This is a genomic window from Paraburkholderia kururiensis (assembly GCF_034424375.1).
Lineage (GTDB): Bacteria > Pseudomonadota > Gammaproteobacteria > Burkholderiales > Burkholderiaceae > Paraburkholderia > Paraburkholderia kururiensis_A.
On record NZ_CP139965.1, the window covers coordinates 3,986,412 to 4,003,306 of the forward strand.

Below are 16,895 nucleotides of genomic sequence, written 5' to 3' on the forward strand. Positions count from 1 at the left end.
CGATTAGTTCCGGTCCAGGTCGATGTCGATACCCAGCGACCGGATTTCCTTCACCAGCACGTTGAACGACTCAGGCATACCGGCGTCGATCACGTGGTCGCCCTTCACCAGGTTCTCATAGACCTTGGTACGGCCGGTCACGTCGTCCGACTTCACCGTCAGCATTTCCTGCAGCACGTACGATGCGCCATACGCTTCGAGCGCCCACACTTCCATTTCACCGAAGCGCTGACCACCGAACTGCGCCTTGCCGCCCAACGGCTGCTGCGTCACGAGCGAGTACGGACCCGTGGAGCGCGCGTGCATCTTGTCGTCGACCAGGTGGTGCAGCTTCAGGTAGTGCATGTAGCCCACCGTCACCGTACGTTCGAATGCTTCACCCGTGCGGCCGTCGTAGAGGCGGACCTGGTTCTTCGACTTAGTCATGCCGAGCTGTTCGGCGATCTCGTCCGGGAACGCCAGATCCAGCATCTTCGACATTTCCTCTTCGGTCGCGCCGTCGAACACCGGCGTCGCGAACGGCACGCCTTCGCGCAGGTTCTTCGCGAGTTCGATGATCTCGTCGTCCGAGAAGCTGTCCAGCTCTTCCGAGCGGCCCGACTCGTTGTAGATCTTCGTCAGGAACACGCGCAGCTCTTCGACCTTCGTCTGACGCTGCAGCATTTCGCCAATACGCCAGCCCAGACCCTTCGCGGCCCAGCCCAGGTGCACTTCCAGCACCTGACCCACGTTCATCCGCGACGGCACGCCGAGCGGGTTCAGCACGACGTCGGCCGGACGGCCGTCGGCCATGTACGGCATGTCTTCGACCGGAACGATCTTCGACACCACACCCTTGTTACCGTGACGGCCGGCCATCTTGTCGCCAGGCTGCAGACGGCGCTTCACCGCGAGGTACACCTTGACCATCTTCAGCACGCCCGGCGGGAGTTCGTCGCCTTGCGTGAGCTTCTTGCGCTTCTCTTCGAACGCGAGGTCGAACTGGTGACGCTTCTGTTCGATCGAGTCCTTGATGGCTTCGAGCTGCGCCGCTGCGTCTTCGTCCGCGAGGCGGATGTCGAACCAGTGGTAGTGGTCGAGGTCTTCCAGGTACGCCTGGTCGATCTTCGTGCCCTTCGCGAGCTTCTTCGGACCACCGTTCGCAACCTTGCCCACGAGCATGCGTGCGAGACGCTGGAACGCGTCGCCTTCCACGATACGCAGCTGGTCGTTCAGGTCGAGGCGATAGCGCTTCAGTTCGTCGTCGATGATCTGCTGGGCGCGCTTGTCGCGCTGGATGCCTTCACGCGTGAACACCTGCACGTCGATCACCGTGCCGCTCATGCCCGACGGCACGCGCAGCGAGGTGTCCTTCACGTCCGATGCCTTCTCGCCGAAGATCGCGCGCAGCAGCTTTTCTTCCGGCGTGAGCTGCGTTTCGCCCTTCGGCGTCACCTTGCCCACCAGCACGTCGCCCGCTTCGACTTCCGCGCCGATGTACACGATGCCCGACTCGTCGAGACGGCTCAACTGCACTTCCGCGAGGTTCGAAATGTCGCGCGTGATTTCTTCCGGTCCGAGCTTCGTGTCGCGAGCAACGACGTTCAATTCTTCGATGTGGATCGACGTGTAACGGTCGTCGGCCACCACCTTCTCGGAGATCAGGATCGAGTCTTCGAAGTTGTAGCCGTTCCACGGCATGAACGCGACCAGCATGTTCTGGCCGAGCGCGAGCTCGCCCAGGTCCGTGGAGGCGCCGTCGGCCAGCACGTCGCCGCGCGAGACGATGTCGCCCACCTTCACGATCGGACGCTGGTTGATGTTCGTGTTCTGGTTCGAACGCGTGTACTTGATGAGGTTGTAGATGTCGACACCCACCTCACCGGCCACCGCTTCGTCGTCGTTCACGCGAATCACGATACGGCCCGCGTCGACGTAATCGACCACGCCACCGCGGAACGCCTGAACCGTCGTACCGGAGTCGACCGCCACCGTGCGCTCAATGCCCGTACCGACCACGGCCTTTTCAGGACGCAGACACGGCACAGCCTGACGCTGCATGTTCGAGCCCATCAACGCGCGGTTCGCGTCGTCGTGCTCGAGGAACGGAATCAGCGAAGCCGCCACCGACACGATCTGCGACGGCGCCACGTCCATGTACTGGATGCGGTCCGGCGTGACCATCAGCGTTTCGCCGGCTTCGCGCGACGACACCAGTTCGTCGGTGAGCGTGCCGTCGTCGGCCACTGCGGCGTTCGCCTGCGCGATCACGTAACGGCCTTCTTCGATTGCCGACAGGTAATCGATCTGGTCCGTGACCTTGCCGTCTTCGACCTTGCGATACGGCGTTTCGAGGAAGCCGTACTCGTTCAGGTGCGCATACAGCGCGAGCGAGTTGATCAGACCGATGTTCGGACCTTCCGGCGTTTCGATCGGGCACACGCGGCCATAGTGGGTCGGGTGCACGTCACGCACTTCGAAGCCTGCGCGTTCGCGCGTCAGACCGCCCGGGCCCAGTGCGGAAACACGACGCTTGTGCGTGATTTCCGACAGCGGGTTGGTCTGGTCCATGAACTGCGACAGCTGCGACGATCCGAAGAACTCGCGAATCGCCGACGAAATCGGCTTCGAGTTGATCAGGTCGTGCGGCATCAGGTTTTCGCTTTCGGCCTGACCCAGACGTTCCTTCACCGCACGCTCGACGCGCACGAGACCAGCGCGGAACTGGTTCTCCGCCAGTTCGCCGACGCAACGCACGCGACGATTGCCGAGGTGGTCGATATCGTCCACTTCGCCCTTGCCGTTACGCAGCTCGACGAGGATCTTGATGGTCGCGAGGATGTCGTCGTCCTGCAGCGTCATCGGACCCGTGATCTCATCGCGGCCCACGCGGCGATTGAACTTCATACGGCCGACCTTCGAGAGGTCGTACGCGTCTTCGCTGTAGAACAGACGGTTGAACAGCGCCTCGACCGCTTCTTCGGTGGGCGGCTCGCCCGGACGCATCATGCGGTAGATCGCGATGCGCGCGGCCATGCGGTCGGCGGTTTCGTCGACACGCAGCGTCGACGAGATGTACGGGCCCTGGTCCAGATCGTTCGTATAGAGCGTCTGGAAGTCCTTGATGCCCGCTTCGCGCAGCTTCTCGAGCACGCTTTCCGTGACTTCGTCGTTCGCGTTGGCGATCACTTCGCCCGTTTCGCTGTCGACGATGTTCTTCGCCAGCACGCGGCCGAGCAGATAGTCCTCGGGCACCGAGATGAACTTCGTCTTCGCGTTGTCGAGGTCGCGAATGTGCTTCGCGTTGATGCGCTTGTCCTTCTGGACGATCACGTTGCCATCACGATCCGTGATGTCGAAACGCGCGACTTCACCACGCAGACGCTCGGGCACAAACTCCATCTGCGCGCCGTCCGGCATCAGCGTGAAGTTGTCGAACACGAAGAAGTTCGCGAGGATCTGTTCCGGCGTCAGGCCGATCGCCTTCAGCAGGATCGTGACCGGCATCTTGCGACGACGGTCGACGCGGAAGTACAGCACGTCCTTCGGATCGAATTCGAAGTCGAGCCACGAGCCGCGGTAAGGAATGATGCGCGCGGAGAACAGCAGCTTGCCGGAGCTGTGCGTCTTGCCCTTGTCGTGTTCGAAGAACACGCCAGGCGAGCGGTGCAGCTGCGACACGATCACGCGTTCCGTGCCGTTGATCACGAAAGAGCCCGTCGGCGTCATGAGCGGAATTTCGCCCATGTACACTTCCTGCTCCTTCACTTCCTTGACGACCGGCTTGCTCGGCGACTCCTTGTCGAGCAGCACCAGACGCACCTTGGCGCGCAGCGCCGAGCAGTACGTCAGGCCGCGCTGTTGGCATTCCTTGATGTTGAATGCGGGCGGCGAGAGTGCGTAGCTGACGAACTCGAGACGCGCGAAGCCGTTGTGCGAAACAATGGGGAACACGGACGTGAACGCCGCTTGCAGGCCCTCGGGCTTGCGCTGCGCCGTAGACACGTCCGCTTGCAGAAATGTGCTGAATGATTCAAGCTGGGTGGCCAGCAGGAAAGGAACCTGGTGAACGATGGGGCGCTTCGCGAAACTCTTGCGAATACGCTTCTTCTCGGTGAAGGAATATTGCATACGATCTCCGAATCACGGCGGGGTTGCCGGGGGCAGGATTGCCCGACAGGTACGACCCGAGTGTTCACCGACTGAGACCCGATGGCCGTCCGATGGCTTGAACGAGCCTTAGAAGCTTGGTGGTTGGCCGCTACCAACCGCTGGCTGACGGCAGCGGATGCCAGTGTTGCCCGCTGCCCGACCAAACTTGCCTTCTGCAGTCGCTTCAGAAGACAAAGAGAAGCGCCGTTCAAACGTGACCCGAAGGTCTGGAAAGGCGATTTTCTTTGGCTTCTGGGGCGCCGGTTTCCGCCCCGATAGGCGCAAAAAACACGGTCCCCACAAAGCACAAAAAGGCCGGCGGTGTGAAAACCGCCAGCCTTCGCACAGCGCGCCGGAACTTACTTGATTTCAGCCTTCGCGCCAGCGTCTTCCAGCTTCTTCTTCGCTTCGTCAGCAGCAGCCTTGGGCACCGCTTCCTTAACGGGCTTCGGTGCACCGTCGACCAGGTCCTTCGCTTCCTTCAGGCCCAGACCCGTCAGTTCGCGAACAGCCTTAATCACGGCGACCTTGTTGCCACCGGCTTCGGTCAGCACGACCGTGAATTCGGTCTGCTCTTCAGCAGCGGCAGCAGCACCGCCACCGCCTGCCGGGCCTGCCACTGCCACGGCAGCTGCCGACACGCCAAACTTCTCTTCGAACGCCTTGACCAGTTCGTTCAGTTCCAGAACCGACATCGCGCCAACGGCTTCGAGGATGTCTTCTTTTGCGATTGCCATGTGAAATACTCCTAGATTGAATTCGGATACAGCCAGCGATCCTGTCCGCAGATCTCGCCAGGCTGAAGTTCGTTACGCAGCTTCGCCTTGCTTCTTCTCCGCCAGCGCAGCCAATGCGCGCGCGAAGCCAGAAACCGGGGCCTGCATGACAAACAACAGCTTCGAGAGCAGTTCCTCGCGACTCGGGATGTTGGCAAGCGCTTGCACGCCAGCCTTGTCCATCACCTTGCCTTCGTAGGCACCGGCCTTGATGATCAGCTTGTCATTGCCCTTGCTGAAGTCGTTGACGACCTTCGCAGCGGCAATGGCATCTTCCGAGATGCCGTAGATCAGAGGGCCAGTCATCTGCTCTGCCAGCGGAGCAAACGGGGTACCTTCAACTGCGCGACGTGCCAACGTATTCTTCAGCACGCGCAGGTACACCTGCTGCTCGCGCGCTTTCGCGCGCAGCTTGGTCAGATCGCCAACCGCAATCCCACGATACTCAGCAAGAACCATCGTCTGGGCTTTCGCAACTTGCGCGGAAACCTCAGCTACGACGGCCTGCTTGTCTTCCTTGTTGAGTGGCACGGTTAGCCTCCAGATTCGATACACGCGGCACGAGCCTTGTGCATCGGGTTCAACAACGGCGTCCGACCAGTCCGGAGTATTTCAGCTGGTTCCCGCCCGCATTGCTGCGCGCGACAACCCGCTTCAGCACTTCAAAACCTTTTCGGGTTCGCCATCTGCGTTGGTTTGCATTAAGGGAACGTCCAACCGCTACGCCCCACCAACGGTCTTTGACAACCGGCCGCGCGATGCACACTGCCATCCCACGACCGCCCAAAGCCCTTAAGCGCTCCGCCCGATGCCGCAGCGGAGCGACAAAACGATTACTGCGCCGCGAGCGTGGCCTGATCGACACGCACGCCAACACCCATCGTGCTCGACACGGCGATCTTGCGCAGGTACACGCCCTTGCTCGTTGCCGGCTTCGCCTTGTTCAGCGCGTCGACGAGTGCATCGAGGTTGCTGCGCAGCGCTGCGGGTTCGAACGAAGCACGACCGATGGTCGCGTGGATGATCCCCGCCTTGTCGACGCGGAATTGCACCTGGCCGGCCTTCGCATTCTTGACTGCAGTGGCCACGTCCGGCGTCACCGTGCCGACCTTCGGGTTCGGCATCAGGCCACGCGGGCCGAGAATCTGACCCAGCGTACCGACCACACGCATCGTGTCCGGCGAAGCGATCACGACGTCGAAATTCAGATTGCCGGCCTTGATCTGCTCGGCGAGATCTTCCATACCGACGATTTCCGCACCGGCGGCGCGAGCTTGTTCAGCCTTGTCGCCTTGCGCGAACACTGCCACGCGAACCGACTTACCGGTACCAGCCGGCAGCACGACGGAGCCACGAACGACCTGGTCCGACTTCTTGGCATCGATGCCGAGTTGCACGGCCACGTCGATCGACTCGTCGAACTTCGCCGTAGCGCATTCCTTCACGAGTGCGAGCGCGTCGCCGATCGGGTACAGCTTCTGACGGTCGACCTTGTTCGCGTATGCCTTCAGACGCTTAGAAAGCTTGGCCATTTACACGCCCTCCACGGTGATGCCCATCGAGCGGGCGCTGCCAGCGATCGTGCGAACCGCTGCGTCCATATCAGCTGCCGTAAGGTCCGGCATCTTGGTCTTGGCGATCTCTTCGGCCTGAGCGCGCGTGATCGAACCGACCTTGTCGGTGTGCGGCTTGCTCGAGCCCTTGTCGATCTTCGCGGCCTTCTTGATCAGAACCGTTGCCGGCGGCGTCTTCAGGACAAACGTGAAGCTCTTGTCGGCGAATGCGGTGATGACCACCGGGACGGGCAGGCCCGGCTCCATGGACTGCGTCTGCGCGTTGAACGCCTTGCAGAACTCCATGATGTTCAGGCCGCGCTGACCCAGCGCCGGACCGACGGGGGGCGACGGATTGGCTTTACCCGCAGGAATCTGCAGCTTGATAAAGCCGATAATTTTCTTTGCCATTTGAAAACCTCAGTGGAACGCGTGAGCGTTCGGTGAGTAGTAACGCGCGCTCGTCGGTGAACTGACTACTGACGCTCCTCAACGGCCATTGCGCGGACCGTAAGCGCGAAAGGCGGACCGCGCCTCACCGGCGCGATCCGCGAAATCTGGATTAAAGCTTCTCGACCTGGCCGAACTCGAGTTCAACCGGCGTTGCGCGGCCAAAAATAGTGACAGAAACCCGGACGCGCGACTTTTCGTAATTGACTTCTTCGACGCTACCGTTGAAGTCCGTAAACGGACCATCTTTCACCCGCACCATCTCGCCAACTTCGAACAGGGTCTTCGGACGCGGCTTTTCCACGCCTTCCTGCATCTGCGACATGATCTTTTCGACTTCGCGCGGCGAAATCGGGCTGGGCCGGTTACGCGCACCACCCACGAACCCGGTCACCTTGGCAGTATTCTTCACGAGATGCCACGTCTCGTCGGTCATTTCCATCTCGACGAGCACGTAGCCCGGGAAGAAACGACGCTCGGTCACAGACTTGTGACCGCCTTTCACTTCAACCACTTCTTCGGTCGGAACGAGAATCTGACCAAACTTGTCTTGCATGCCGGCGCGCTCAATGCGCTCCTGAAGCGCACGTTGCACGCTCTTCTCCATGCCGGAGTAGGCGTGCACGACGTACCAACGCTTTCCGCTCGGGGATGCCGGAGTATCGCTCATATCATTTCCAACCCAGAATCACCGAGAAAATCACCCATTCGATGGACTTATCGCTGATCCAGAGGAGCACGGCCATGACCAGCACGAAGCCGAAAACCACCAGCGTGGTTTGCGTGGCTTCCTTACGGGTAGGCCAGACAACCTTGCGAACTTCCCGGTACGAATCCTTGCCGAATGCGATAAAGCCCTTACCGGGCGCCGAGAGCAAACCGACCACCACACCTGCGACCACGCCAACCGCCAGCGCGGCGCCGCGAACATACCATTCTTGGCTACCGAGCCAGAAAAAGCCCACGAACCCGGCCACCACCAACAATACGCCCGCGACGAGCAACAGCTTGTCACCGGATGTATTTACAGTTTCGACGGAAGGATTCGCCATAACACCTTAACGAACATCGCGACAAGCGCGAGAATTTGGCAGGGGCAGAGGGAATCGAACCCCCAACCTTCGGTTTTGGAGACCGACGCTCTGCCAGTTGAGCTATACCCCTAAACCATTTGGGGTTGACGATATCGCCAACCCCGAAACAACCGATCAACGAGAACTAGCTGGCTTACTCGATGATCTTGGCGACGACACCGGCGCCGACGGTACGGCCACCTTCACGGATGGCGAAGCGCAGGCCTTCTTCCATCGCGATCGGTGCAATCAGCTTCACCGTGATCGACACGTTGTCGCCCGGCATCACCATTTCCTTGTCCTTCGGCAGCTCGATCGAGCCCGTCACGTCCGTCGTACGGAAGTAGAACTGCGGACGGTAGTTGTTGAAGAACGGCGTGTGGCGGCCGCCTTCGTCCTTGCTCAGCACATACACCTCAGCCGTGAAGTGCGTGTGCGGCGTGATCGAACCCGGCTTGGCCAGCACCTGGCCACGCTCCACTTCCTCGCGCTTCGTGCCGCGCAGCAGGATACCGACGTTGTCGCCCGCCTGGCCCTGGTCCAGCAGCTTGCGGAACATTTCCACGCCCGTGCACGTCGTCTTCACCGTCGGCTTGATACCGACGATCTCGATTTCCTCGCCGACCTTGATCACGCCACGTTCGACGCGGCCCGTCACCACCGTACCGCGGCCCGAGATCGAGAACACGTCTTCCACCGGCATCAGGAACGCGCCGTCCACCGCGCGCTCCGGCGTCGGGATGTACGTGTCCAGCGCGTCGGCCAGGTTCATGATCGCCACTTCACCCAGCTCGCCCTTGTCGCCTTCCAGCGCCAGCTTGGCCGAACCCTTGATGATCGGCGTGTCGTCGCCCGGGAAGTCGTACTTCGACAGCAGCTCGCGCACTTCCATTTCCACCAGCTCGAGCAGCTCGGCGTCGTCCACCATGTCGCACTTGTTCAGGAACACGATGATGTACGGCACGCCCACCTGGCGCGCCAGCAGGATGTGCTCGCGCGTCTGCGGCATCGGGCCGTCCGCGGCCGAGCACACCAGGATCGCGCCGTCCATCTGCGCCGCACCCGTGATCATGTTCTTCACGTAGTCCGCGTGACCCGGGCAGTCAACGTGTGCGTAGTGGCGGTTGGCCGTTTCGTACTCGATGTGCGCCGTGTTGATCGTGATGCCGCGGGCCTTTTCTTCCGGCGCCGCGTCGATCTCGTCGTACTTCTTCGCCTCACCGCCGAACTTCGCCGACAGAACCGTCGCAATCGCCGCCGTCAGCGTGGTCTTGCCGTGGTCAACGTGACCGATCGTGCCCACGTTCACGTGCGGCTTGGTCCGCTCAAATTTACCCTTAGCCATTTTCGACTCCTAAGAGGATTTTTCCGTACGTTGCGCTGGGCGCAAACTGTCACTGACACTCGCTGGTGCCCATGGGCAGGATCGAACTGCCGACCTCTCCCTTACCAAGGGAGTGCTCTACCACTGAGCCACATGGGCGTTACTTTTGTACGCTGGAGCGGGTGAAGGGAATCGAACCCTCGTCGTAAGCTTGGAAGGCTTCTGCTCTACCATTGAGCTACACCCGCAAGGGCCTTCGATTTCCTGCCGCGACCTCAGCTTAGCAATTCTGGTGGAGGAGGTTGGATTCGAACCAACGTAGGCGTAAGCCAACAGATTTACAGTCTGCCCCCTTTAGCCACTCGGGCACCCCTCCGCAGAGAACTGATGATTATGGGGGAGTAACCGCTCGATGTCAAGCACCAACAGCGGGATCCACGCCAAGGCGTTCTCACTTATAACCGTCGGCGCAAAGCCAAGACCCCGCCTTTTGAGGGGCGGGGTCTGTATCGGCAAGGGGAGCCTGACGATTACCTACTTTCACACGGGCAATCCGCACTATCATCGGCGTGGAGTCGTTTCACGGTCCTGTTCGGGATGGGAAGGGGTGGGACCGACTCGCTATGGTCATCAGGCATGACGGGTTGCTGCGTCGCTGGGGGCGTAGGTGGCCCGGCTGCGGCGCAGCCAATCGGGAAGCAGCGTGGTAATGGGGGTTGTGACTGGGCACAACGCGCAACTGTGGCGGTGTGTGTCTGAAACACACCGGTTATAGGATCAAGCCTTACGGGCAATTAGTACCGGTTAGCTTAACGCATTACTGCGCTTCCACACCCGGCCTATCAACGTCCTGGTCTTGAACGACCCTTCAAGGGGCTCGAAGCCCCGGGGAAGTCTCATCTTGAGGCGAGTTTCCCGCTTAGATGCTTTCAGCGGTTATCTCTTCCGAACATAGCTACCCGGCGATGCCACTGGCGTGACAACCGGTACACCAGAGGTTCGTCCACTCCGGTCCTCTCGTACTAGGAGCAGGCCCCCTCAAACTTCCAGCGCCCACGGCAGATAGGGACCAAACTGTCTCACGACGTTTTAAACCCAGCTCACGTACCTCTTTAAATGGCGAACAGCCATACCCTTGGGACCGGCTACAGCCCCAGGATGAGATGAGCCGACATCGAGGTGCCAAACACCGCCGTCGATATGAACTCTTGGGCGGTATCAGCCTGTTATCCCCAGAGTACCTTTTATCCGTTGAGCGATGGCCCTTCCATACAGAACCACCGGATCACTATGACCTGCTTTCGCACCTGCTCGACTTGTCGGTCTCGCAGTCAAGCACGCTTATGCCATTGCACTATCAGCACGATTTCCGACCGTACCTAGCGTACCTTCGTACTCCTCCGTTACGCTTTGGGAGGAGACCGCCCCAGTCAAACTGCCTGCCATGCACTGTCCCCGATCCGGATTCACGGACCTGGGTTAGAACCTCAAACAAGCCAGGGTGGTATTTCAAGGTCGGCTCCACGCAGACTGGCGTCCACGCTTCACAGCCTCCCACCTATCCTACACAGACCGGTTCAAAGTCCAATGCAAAGCTGCAGTAAAGGTTCATGGGGTCTTTCCGTCTAGCCGCGGGTAGATTGCATCATCACAAACACTTCAACTTCGCTGAGTCTCGGGAGGAGACAGTGTGGCCATCGTTACGCCATTCGTGCAGGTCGGAACTTACCCGACAAGGAATTTCGCTACCTTAGGACCGTTATAGTTACGGCCGCCGTTTACCGGGACTTCAATCAAGAGCTTGCACCCCATCATTTAATCTTCCGGCACCGGGCAGGCGTCACACCCTATACGTCCACTTTCGTGTTTGCAGAGTGCTGTGTTTTTATTAAACAGTCGCAGCCACCAGTTTATTGCAACCCCTTCACCCTTCCGGCGCAGGCCGGTCAAGCTACCAGGGCGTACCTTATCCCGAAGTTACGGTACCAGTTTGCCGAGTTCCTTCTCCCGAGTTCTCTCAAGCGCCTTAGAATACTCATCTCGCCCACCTGTGTCGGTTTGCGGTACGGTCAACGTGAAACTGAAGCTTAGAGGCTTTTCCTGGAACCCCTTCCAGTTGCTTCGCAGCCGAGGCCGCTCGCGCCACACCCTTGAATTGCGTGCCCGGATTTGCCAGGGCACCTTCTCCAATGCAGCGACCGGGACTTCCAACACCCGGACAACCTTCCGCGATCCGTCCCCCCATCGCATTTCACGCCGGTGCAGGAATCTTGACCTGCTTCCCATCAGCTACGCATTTCTGCCTCGCCTTAGGGGCCGACTCACCCTACGCCGATGAACGTTGCGTAGGAAACCTTGGGCTTACGGCGAGGGGGCCTTTCACCCCCTTTATCGCTACTCATGTCAGCATTCGCACTTCCGATACCTCCAGCACACCTTCCGGTGCACCTTCGCAGGCTTACGGAACGCTCTCCTACCATGCAGATAAATCTGCATCCGCAGCTTCGGTACATGGCTTAGCCCCGTTACATCTTCCGCGCAGGACGACTCGATCAGTGAGCTATTACGCTTTCTTTAAAGGGTGGCTGCTTCTAAGCCAACCTCCTGACTGTTTTAGCCTTCCCACTTCGTTTCCCACTTAGCCATGTTTGGGGACCTTAGCTGGCGGTCTGGGTTGTTTCCCTCTTGACACCGGACGTTAGCACCCGATGTCTGTCTCCCGTGATTGCACTCTTCGGTATTCGGAGTTTGCTATGGCGAGGTAATCCGCAATGGACCCCTCAACCATGACAGTGCTCTACCCCCGAAGGTGATACACGAGGCACTACCTAAATAGTTTTCGGAGAGAACCAGCTATTTCCAGGTTTGTTTAGCCTTTCACCCCTATCCACAGCTCATCCCCTGACTTTTCAACGTCAGTGGGTTCGGCCCTCCAGTACGTGTTACCGCACCTTCAGCCTGGCCATGGATAGATCACCTGGTTTCGGGTCTACACCCAGCGACTGGACGCCCTGTTCGGACTCGCTTTCGCTACGCCTGCCCTATACGGTTAAGCTCGCCACTGAATGTAAGTCGCTGACCCATTATACAAAAGGTACGCCGTCACCCCTTTCAGGGCTCCGACTGTTTGTATGCATGCGGTTTCAGGATCTGTTTCACTCCCCTCCCGGGGTTCTTTTCGCCTTTCCCTCACGGTACTGGTTCACTATCGGTCGATCACGAGTATTTAGCCTTGGAGGATGGTCCCCCCATCTTCAGACAGGATTTCACGTGTCCCGCCCTACTTGTCGTACACCCAGTTCTTCCACAATGCTTTCGCCTACGGGGCTATCACCCGCTATGGCCGCACTTTCCAGAGCGTTCAGCTAACACTGCAGATAAAGAGTACAGGCTGCTCCCATTTCGCTCGCCACTACTCTGGGAATCTCGGTTGATTTCTTTTCCTGCGGCTACTTAGATGTTTCAGTTCGCCGCGTTCGCCTCACATGGCCTATGTATTCAGCCACGGATACTCCAGAAGGAGTGGGTTTCCCCATTCGGACATCTCCGGATCAAAGCTTGTTTGCCAGCTCCCCGGAGCTTTTCGCAGGCTACCGCGTCCTTCATCGCCTGTGATCGCCAAGGCATCCACCACATGCACTTGTTCGCTTGACCCTATAACGGGTGAGTCTCGTCCCCAATGGAGACATGACCACAACCGCTACAGGTTGAGTTCTCGCGTTGTGCCGTATTCCAATGCCATCTTGCAATGGCCCTGAGATACTTCGATACAATCACAACCCTGACTGACCTACTCACGCCCATCTCACAAGGCGCTTTCGCATCAGTCAAATTACTGCTGCTTCCTGATTGTTAAAGAACGACAGCGGCATCAACTTCATGCCGTCTGGCTGGCAGTCGCCAGGGCGCAGTACCCGCCTTCATGCGGATGCTGCGCGCTGGGGACTGGTGGAGGCAGACGGGATCGAACCGACGACCCCCTGCTTGCAAAGCAGGTGCTCTCCCAGCTGAGCTATGCCCCCAAGCATAACCAATTCATACCCAGGTGATCCGCCCTCCCCCTTCGGGGGTGGGATGCCCGTAGGTGCTGAAGCACCAACGCGCATCGACATGGTGGGTCTGGTTGGATTCGAACCAACGACCCCCGCCTTATCAAGACGGTGCTCTAACCGACTGAGCTACAGACCCCTGAGTCTGTCATTCATACAGCCGACAAGTGTGAGCGCTCTGACTTTGGACGCGCTGCTCTGGAAAGGAGGTGATCCAGCCGCACCTTCCGATACGGCTACCTTGTTACGACTTCACCCCAGTCATGAATCCTGCCGTGGTGACCGTCCTCCTTGCGGTTAGACTAGCCACTTCTGGCAAAACCCACTCCCATGGTGTGACGGGCGGTGTGTACAAGACCCGGGAACGTATTCACCGCGGCATGCTGATCCGCGATTACTAGCGATTCCAGCTTCATGCAGTCGAGTTGCAGACTGCAATCCGGACTACGATCGGTTTTCTGGGATTGGCTCCACCTCGCGGCTTCGCAACCCTCTGTTCCGACCATTGTATGACGTGTGAAGCCCTACCCATAAGGGCCATGAGGACTTGACGTCATCCCCACCTTCCTCCGGTTTGTCACCGGCAGTCTCCCCGGAGTGCTCTTGCGTAGCAACTGGGGACAAGGGTTGCGCTCGTTGCGGGACTTAACCCAACATCTCACGACACGAGCTGACGACAGCCATGCAGCACCTGTGTTACGGCTCCCTTTCGGGCACCCCCGGCTCTCACCAGGGTTCCGTACATGTCAAGGGTAGGTAAGGTTTTTCGCGTTGCATCGAATTAATCCACATCATCCACCGCTTGTGCGGGTCCCCGTCAATTCCTTTGAGTTTTAATCTTGCGACCGTACTCCCCAGGCGGTCAACTTCACGCGTTAGCTACGTTACTAAGGAAATGAATCCCCAACAACCAGTTGACATCGTTTAGGGCGTGGACTACCAGGGTATCTAATCCTGTTTGCTCCCCACGCTTTCGTGCATGAGCGTCAGTATTGGCCCAGGGGGCTGCCTTCGCCATCGGTGTTCCTCCACATCTCTACGCATTTCACTGCTACACGTGGAATTCCACCCCCCTCTGCCATACTCCAGCGCTGCAGTCACCAATGCAGTTCCCAGGTTAAGCCCGGGGATTTCACATCGGTCTTACAGCACCGCCTGCGCACGCTTTACGCCCAGTAATTCCGATTAACGCTCGCACCCTACGTATTACCGCGGCTGCTGGCACGTAGTTAGCCGGTGCTTATTCTTCCGGTACCGTCATCCACCAGAGGTATTAGCCCCGATGATTTCTTTCCGGACAAAAGTGCTTTACAACCCGAAGGCCTTCTTCACACACGCGGCATTGCTGGATCAGGGTTGCCCCCATTGTCCAAAATTCCCCACTGCTGCCTCCCGTAGGAGTCTGGGCCGTGTCTCAGTCCCAGTGTGGCTGGTCGTCCTCTCAGACCAGCTACGGATCGTCGGCTTGGTAGGCCTTTACCCCACCAACTACCTAATCCGCCATCGGCCGCCCCTTGAGCGCGAGGCCCGAAGGTCCCCCGCTTTCCTCCTCAGAGCGTATGCGGTATTAATCCGGCTTTCGCCGGGCTATCCCCCACTCCAGGATACGTTCCGATGTATTACTCACCCGTTCGCCACTCGCCGCCAGGCCGAAGCCCGCGCTGCCGTCCGACTTGCATGTGTAAGGCATGCCGCCAGCGTTCAATCTGAGCCAGGATCAAACTCTTCAGTTCAAACCTGTTACTGTCTCTGTCCGTCTCCGGACAGGTCGCTCAACTCGGTACTGACAGGTCGTGAATCTCTTCACTACCTTCCTTACCGTGTGAGACTCTTGATACCTTTGCTTCCCGGCAACTTCACGTCACCGGGCGCGCCGCCATCAAGCGCCCACACTTATCGGCTGTAAGTTTTTAAAGATCGTCCGCCGCGCCACCAGGACACTTCACCCCGGTACCGCCTGCGTCGCTGCATCAGCAGCAGAGAAACGAGATTATGAAGACTCTTTGTCGCTTCGTCAACAGATAATTTTGCGTTCGCTTAAAAATCTGTCGGCTTCGCGCCCCGCTGTTTCTGCAGCGGCCCGTGTTTGCAACGGGGAGGCGAATAGTAGGCCAACACCGGCCGTATGACAAGGGGATGACGCAAACTTTTTTCGCCCCGTACCAAACGCGCTCACTTCCCGGCGGCCGTAGCGGCTTCCACCACGGCGCGCGGCACCGCCTGAGCCATCGCCGCGTAGCCTTCGTCGCTCGGATGAACGTGGTCGCCACTGTCGTACACGACCCGTAAGCGATCCGGCCGCGCGGGATCGCGAAGGGCTTCATCGAAATCCACCACGCCGTCGAACACACCGCCGGTCCGGATCCAGTTGTTCACGGCAAGCCGGATCATCTCCCTCTGCGGGGGCAATGAGGCCGGCGTCAGCGTCGCACCATAAATCCGCACACTGCGGCGGTGAGCCTCGGCGATTACGCGTTTGTAGCCGTCGATCAGCGCTTGCGCCGTAACCTGGGTATGCGGGAAGTCACAATCGAGTCCGGCGCGCGGCGGCATCGCGGCGAAATTGATGTCGTTGATGCCGACCAGTAGCACGACCGCTCTCACGCCCGGCTGCGCAAGCGCATCCCGCTCGAACCGCTTCTGGAGTGCCTCGCCGTAACAGGGGGAATCGCTGAGCAGACGGTTACCGCTAATCCCAAGATTCACTACGCCAACCGACATCTCCCGCTCCCTGGCGAGGCGCCGTACCAACTCGTCCGGCCAGCGCCGGTTGCGATTGATGCTCGAGCGCATCCCGTCTGTGATGGAGTCGCCGATCGCCACAATCGCCGTCGCGCCCGGCGCTTCCACCGAGAGCCCGCTCACCCACGCATATTGGGTGAACCGCTGGCGCCAGCCAGCACCCGAAGCATCGGCGACGTAATCGCCTGGGGGCGATACGTAATTGATCTGGCTAGCCACCCGGTGCCACGCGACCATCGCTTGCTCCTGCCCCATATATGAGCTGATTGCGTAAGGCGTTCCCGCGATGATCTCGATCGGTACAGGATCGCTTTCAACGTCAGCACCCGCGGGCACCGAGACTCCGGGCTTGCCGCCAAACGTCACCGGAATGTCCCGCTGCCGATCGATACCAGCACCGCCCGTCGACCGCGCAATATGGACGCCACGAATCACGAGCGCCGTTCGCCCATACTCATTGCTGATGCGAATCCGGACAGCGCGCCCGCTTAACGTCGGATAAACAATCTGCCGCACCGTACGGCCTGCCACCTCAGGCGCCCGATAGAGCGGCGGAAGATCGGCCCGTTGCGGGATAGGCTGAAGCGCCGTCGCCCAGGCGGCAACCCAGTGCGTCTGGACATCGGCAGGGGGGACGGCGAGCGCCGGGGACAGCAGCGGAAACAGCAATCCGAGCACGCGTGCCAGAGTAAGAGTCTTCATGCTAAAGCGATGTGGGAAATCGGGAAGAAGGAAGGCGGCCATTGTGCCTGATCGCCGTGCCGGACGAGGCCCGACAAAGCACGGCTCGGCAAGCT

9 protein-coding genes, 6 tRNA genes and 3 rRNA genes are annotated in these 16,895 nt (G+C 59.6%); all 18 read right to left on the reverse strand.

Annotated elements, in window-relative coordinates; translation table 11 throughout:
• Positions 1 to 3: 3 nt before the first annotated feature.
• Positions 4 to 4,110 carry a DNA-directed RNA polymerase subunit beta gene (gene rpoB, locus U0042_RS17885; RefSeq protein WP_114815401.1) on the reverse strand — a complete coding sequence of 1,369 codons (4,107 nt, stop codon included), beginning with the start codon at positions 4,108 to 4,110 and terminating at the stop codon, positions 4 to 6.
• A 380-nt stretch (positions 4,111 to 4,490) separates the two neighbouring features.
• Positions 4,491 to 4,868 (reverse strand): 50S ribosomal protein L7/L12, encoded by a 378-nt coding sequence (gene rplL, locus U0042_RS17890; RefSeq protein WP_114815400.1) that lies wholly within the window; start codon positions 4,866 to 4,868, stop codon positions 4,491 to 4,493.
• A 72-nt stretch (positions 4,869 to 4,940) separates the two neighbouring features.
• Positions 4,941 to 5,438, reverse strand: coding sequence for a 50S ribosomal protein L10 (rplJ, locus tag U0042_RS17895; protein WP_114815399.1), 498 nt, complete (start codon positions 5,436 to 5,438; stop codon positions 4,941 to 4,943).
• A 302-nt stretch (positions 5,439 to 5,740) separates the two neighbouring features.
• Positions 5,741 to 6,439: a 50S ribosomal protein L1 gene (gene rplA / locus U0042_RS17900; protein ID WP_114815398.1), complete on the reverse strand. Its 699-nt coding sequence runs from the start codon at positions 6,437 to 6,439 to the stop codon at positions 5,741 to 5,743.
• Positions 6,440 to 6,871 carry a 50S ribosomal protein L11 gene (gene rplK, locus U0042_RS17905; protein WP_114815397.1) on the reverse strand — a complete coding sequence of 144 codons (432 nt, stop codon included), beginning with the start codon at positions 6,869 to 6,871 and terminating at the stop codon, positions 6,440 to 6,442.
• Between the two features lie 151 nt (positions 6,872 to 7,022).
• Positions 7,023 to 7,580 (reverse strand): transcription termination/antitermination protein NusG, encoded by a 558-nt coding sequence (nusG, locus tag U0042_RS17910; protein WP_026121916.1) that lies wholly within the window; start codon positions 7,578 to 7,580, stop codon positions 7,023 to 7,025.
• Between the two features lies 1 nt (position 7,581).
• Positions 7,582 to 7,962: a preprotein translocase subunit SecE gene (gene secE, locus U0042_RS17915; RefSeq protein ID WP_114815396.1), complete on the reverse strand. Its 381-nt coding sequence runs from the start codon at positions 7,960 to 7,962 to the stop codon at positions 7,582 to 7,584.
• A 36-nt stretch (positions 7,963 to 7,998) separates the two neighbouring features.
• Positions 7,999 to 8,074, reverse strand: a tRNA-Trp gene (locus tag U0042_RS17920).
• A 63-nt stretch (positions 8,075 to 8,137) separates the two neighbouring features.
• Positions 8,138 to 9,328 (reverse strand): elongation factor Tu, encoded by a 1,191-nt coding sequence (tuf, locus tag U0042_RS17925; RefSeq protein WP_327204985.1) that lies wholly within the window; start codon positions 9,326 to 9,328, stop codon positions 8,138 to 8,140.
• A gap of 63 nt (positions 9,329 to 9,391) precedes the next feature.
• Positions 9,392 to 9,466 (reverse strand) — tRNA-Thr (locus U0042_RS17930).
• Positions 9,467 to 9,481: 15 nt separating this feature from the next.
• Positions 9,482 to 9,555, reverse strand: a tRNA-Gly gene (locus U0042_RS17935).
• Positions 9,556 to 9,597: 42 nt separating this feature from the next.
• Positions 9,598 to 9,683, reverse strand: a tRNA-Tyr gene (locus U0042_RS17940).
• Positions 9,684 to 9,828: 145 nt separating this feature from the next.
• Positions 9,829 to 9,942: ribosomal RNA gene (gene rrf / locus U0042_RS17945) — 5S ribosomal RNA — on the reverse strand.
• Between the two features lie 138 nt (positions 9,943 to 10,080).
• Positions 10,081 to 12,961 (reverse strand): 23S ribosomal RNA (locus U0042_RS17950).
• Positions 12,962 to 13,253: 292 nt separating this feature from the next.
• A tRNA-Ala gene (locus U0042_RS17955) sits at positions 13,254 to 13,329 on the reverse strand.
• Positions 13,330 to 13,418: 89 nt separating this feature from the next.
• Positions 13,419 to 13,495: transfer RNA gene (locus U0042_RS17960), tRNA-Ile, on the reverse strand.
• Positions 13,496 to 13,558: 63 nt separating this feature from the next.
• Positions 13,559 to 15,089: ribosomal RNA gene (locus tag U0042_RS17965) — 16S ribosomal RNA — on the reverse strand.
• Together the 16S, 23S and 5S rRNA genes with 5 tRNA genes alongside form the textbook arrangement of a ribosomal RNA operon.
• A 439-nt stretch (positions 15,090 to 15,528) precedes the next feature.
• The gene (locus tag U0042_RS17970) at positions 15,529 to 16,800 is read right to left on the reverse strand and encodes an SGNH/GDSL hydrolase family protein (RefSeq protein ID WP_114815004.1); all 1,272 of its coding nucleotides are present in this window, start codon (positions 16,798 to 16,800) and stop codon (positions 15,529 to 15,531) included.
• Between the last annotated feature and the right edge of the window lie 95 nt (positions 16,801 to 16,895).

Bases quoted from the DNA above. Each gene is read 5' to 3' on its own strand.
- rplA (WP_114815398.1), bottom strand. From the start codon at position 6,439: ATGGCCAAGCTTTCTAAGCGTCTGAAGGCATACGCGAACAAGGTCGAC.
- secE (WP_114815396.1), bottom strand. From the start codon at position 7,962: ATGGCGAATCCTTCCGTCGAAACTGTAAATACATCCGGTGACAAGCTG.
- rplL (WP_114815400.1), bottom strand. From the start codon at position 4,868: ATGGCAATCGCAAAAGAAGACATCCTCGAAGCCGTTGGCGCGATGTCG.
- nusG (WP_026121916.1), bottom strand. From the start codon at position 7,580: ATGAGCGATACTCCGGCATCCCCGAGCGGAAAGCGTTGGTACGTCGTG.
- U0042_RS17970 (WP_114815004.1), bottom strand. From the start codon at position 16,800: ATGAAGACTCTTACTCTGGCACGCGTGCTCGGATTGCTGTTTCCGCTG.
- rpoB (WP_114815401.1), bottom strand. From the start codon at position 4,110: ATGCAATATTCCTTCACCGAGAAGAAGCGTATTCGCAAGAGTTTCGCG.
- tuf (WP_327204985.1), bottom strand. From the start codon at position 9,328: ATGGCTAAGGGTAAATTTGAGCGGACCAAGCCGCACGTGAACGTGGGC.
- rplK (WP_114815397.1), bottom strand. From the start codon at position 6,871: ATGGCAAAGAAAATTATCGGCTTTATCAAGCTGCAGATTCCTGCGGGT.